The sequence below is a fragment of the Streptomyces sp. URMC 124 genome, from assembly GCF_051386455.1.
Classification (GTDB): domain Bacteria; phylum Actinomycetota; class Actinomycetes; order Streptomycetales; family Streptomycetaceae; genus Streptomyces.
In genome coordinates this window covers 1-2,887 of the sequence record NZ_JBPQTS010000294.1, presented here as the reverse complement: position 1 = coordinate 2,887, position 2,887 = coordinate 1, and the positions used below count along the sequence as shown (strand labels likewise).

Here is a 2,887-nt window from a genome sequence, read left to right as displayed (position 1 = left end):
GGATCGGGTATGCAGGCAGTGGCGCCGTGACCGCGATGACCTGCGCACCCTGGTGGCCGAGCTCGGTCCGGGGGAAGGGCTGGAGGCCTGGCGCGCGTGGCCGCGGAGGGTGCCCCTTGATCTGGCCGCCCTGGGGGGCGAGTGCGGGTTCGTGTGGGAACTCCGGGCCTGCGCCCGGCAGGTCCTCCTCGAGGCCGCGCGGGAGTACGCGGGGCGCTACGGGCATCTACTGCCCGGCATCGGGGAGACCGTCGTCGTCGATGGGCAGCAGGTGCGCATCGGGAAGCTGCTGAGCGAATGCTGCAGGGGCCCTCCTGGGGTGCCCGGCCCGAGGAGCAGGACGTCTCCCGCGCGCTCGACGAGCTCGCGGTGTGGCGGGTACGGGCGGGGGCGCCGTGGCACGCGGGCTGGGAACGGAAGCTCGTTCTGCTCGAGGCCTTCCACGCCCAGGGCGGACGCCGCGGGGAACTCCTGGCCGGGCGCCGCGTCTTCCGCGGGGACGATCTGGGGAAGTGGCTGCGCGACCAGCACCGCAGATGGCCCCAGCTCGCGGAGGAGTAGCGCCGGGTGCTGCTGAAGCTGCGGATGGGCCCGGCAGCCGGAGACCAGCGGGTCAAGAACCCGGGCGCCGTGCAGGTGTCGCGCTCCCGCACGAGCGGCTGATGGGGATCGTCACCGCCGCCCAACAGCACCTGCAGGGGGTCGGGCCCCTTGTGGGCGAGGACGGTCGGCATCGTGTGCACGACAGCTACCGGCCACGGGTAGGCGGCGTCCCGGTACAGCTACGCAGACGGCTCAACGCGGTGCGCGCACGATACGCGACCTACACCCCGCAGCAGCAGGCGCTGTTCACCGGCCTCGGACTCCCCTGGGCGCGGACGGCAGACGACGACAGGAAGTGAGTGGGGTCCGCTCCGGGTACGTTGCCTGCTCCGGCGGTGCGGCGGCCTGGCGGAGAGCGGCTTGGGCGACGGCTTCCTCGCGGGCGACGTCGCCGACGTGGCTAGGGGTGGGGGGATTTTGCTTCACAGACGCTCATCTTTCATCGGTCAGGGCCTTCGCGAACAGCTCTTCGGAGTCCAGCGAACGGAGCAGAGGGCCGAGAAGCCTGCGGGTCACCGTGCCCGGTGCTTCACGCAGTTCCGCCAGAGTGGTACCGGTGCTCTCTTCGTAGGTGTCGGCGCTGTATTTGTGGTTGCTGGGGAAGAGCGACTGTTCGCTGTACCTGCGGCGGCCGCGGAGCCGGTTGGCTCCGAGGGCAACCGTCCAGTTCCCGTGGTAGCCCACGTCATCGGAGACCAGACGGATTAGCTCCATCATGTGCCGGGTGAGGATGACAGCGGCTGCGTCGAGGAGGACCTGCTCCGCGTCGCCTTCCTGCGCGTGACGCTCGCTGCGACCGTCGGACAGGCGAGTCATGAGCAACCGCAGTCCGCCGTCCTCGAAGAGCTGAACCTCGATCACGTCTTCATCGCCCCAGCGGCCCTCTGGTACGTACGTGCGGTCGGACTTGAGCGTCGCGGAGCAGCGGGCCACGCCCCGAGGGCGCCGATGCCCGTTGTGGGCGTCGCCGAGATCGGGGCTGAAGCCTCGATTCGAAAGAGCTGTCTGCAGGTCCCTGCTCTCCTGAACACGCTTGAACAGTGTGTGCAGGCGGAGGTTCCAGTCCGGGGCGCCGGTGATGGGCAGACACATGTCTCGTCGCCCGGCTACGGGCTGGGCCACCAGGAAGAGGTGGGACTGGACGCCGACATCACGCAGAGGATCTTCCTCCATCTCCCGGCGCAGCAGGGCGAGGGCATCGGCTTCGCTGTTGCGCCGCCGGGCGTGCAGGCTGACGACCTCTGCGTCTCCCATCTGGTACTTCGTCTTGTCTCCGCGGCCGAAGTAGCGGTTGTCGACCATGTGCGGTGCGACAGGGCTGGCCGGGATGTGCACGATGAGGTAGCCGGTCCCGTCGTCGGCCGCTGTGCTGATCTCTTCGGTGAGGATGGTCAGCGGAGGGTCCGGGATCGTCCGCGCCACCTGCTCGATCTTCTCCGGCAGCCCGTTCAGGGGCTGGGCGGCGAGTTCGAAGGTGCTCCTTGTCCTCCTGCACACCGATGATCAGGGTGCCGCCATCGACAGCGAACGAGGCCAGGTCTCGTGCCAGTTCCTTGTTGTCGCCCTTGCTGGTCGGGGCCTTCTTCAGATCCAGGTGGTGGCTTTCCTCAAACAGGCCGCCGTCGATGGCAGCCTGGAGGTCGGCCTCGGTCTTTGGCGTCCACCGGGGGTTGTCGGAGGAGAGGTAGATCGACGTCACTGTGCGCTCCCGCTTTCTGTGGTCCAAGGCCCAGCGCGGGCCCACAGCCCAAGCAACTGAACGCCAAGGGTACGGAGGGGGCCCGACAACGGACTGTCCAATTCCTGGGACGCCCGGGGGGGGGCAGCGCGAGGGCTATGTCTCGTCGACGTAGAGCAGGAGGCGTAGCACTGGCGCGGCCGAGCTGACGCCGGTGGACCGGGCGTCCTGCCAGGCGTTGGCGTTGTCGCTCGGTGCTGGAAGGGGCCCGTTTCGGATTTTGGTCGGTGGGGCGTGGCAGCCCTCGCCGCCACCGAGGAGGGTGGCGAGCGAGGTGGCCGGGTGCTCAGCTCTGAGGAGGGGTAGCGGTGAACTGGCGGCCAGGGTGCTTGAGAAGGGAATCGGCCCTCGGGTGCTGTGCGTTCCGGGAGGCTGGGGGATGGTTCCTGGGGCGTTCCGTGTGTCTCCTGTGCGTGGGGAGACGACGTTGTCGTTTCTGTGCCGGATCGCTGGCCGGTACGGGCTGGAGGAGAAGGCGCTGTTGTCTGGGTGGCGGTGGAGCGGGCACCGTCCTCGGCACGAGGGGGGCGGGCTGCGGGCGGACGC

The 2,887-nt window shown here is 69.2% G+C and carries 2 protein-coding genes; one reads left to right on the top strand and one right to left on the bottom strand.

From position 1 onward, the window contains the following. Window positions 1-297: 297 nt before the first annotated feature. Window positions 298-561: a hypothetical protein gene (locus ACSNOG_RS32355; protein ID WP_436756271.1), complete on the top strand. Its 264-nt coding sequence runs from the start codon at window positions 298-300 to the stop codon at window positions 559-561. A gap of 474 nt (window positions 562-1,035) precedes the next feature. Here the strand turns inward: ACSNOG_RS32355 and ACSNOG_RS32350 are convergent, their stop codons facing one another. Further along, a complete protein-coding gene (locus tag ACSNOG_RS32350) occupies window positions 1,036-2,100 on the bottom strand; it encodes a hypothetical protein (protein ID WP_436756270.1) in 1,065 nt (354 codons plus the stop codon). Between the last annotated feature and the right edge of the window lie 787 nt (window positions 2,101-2,887).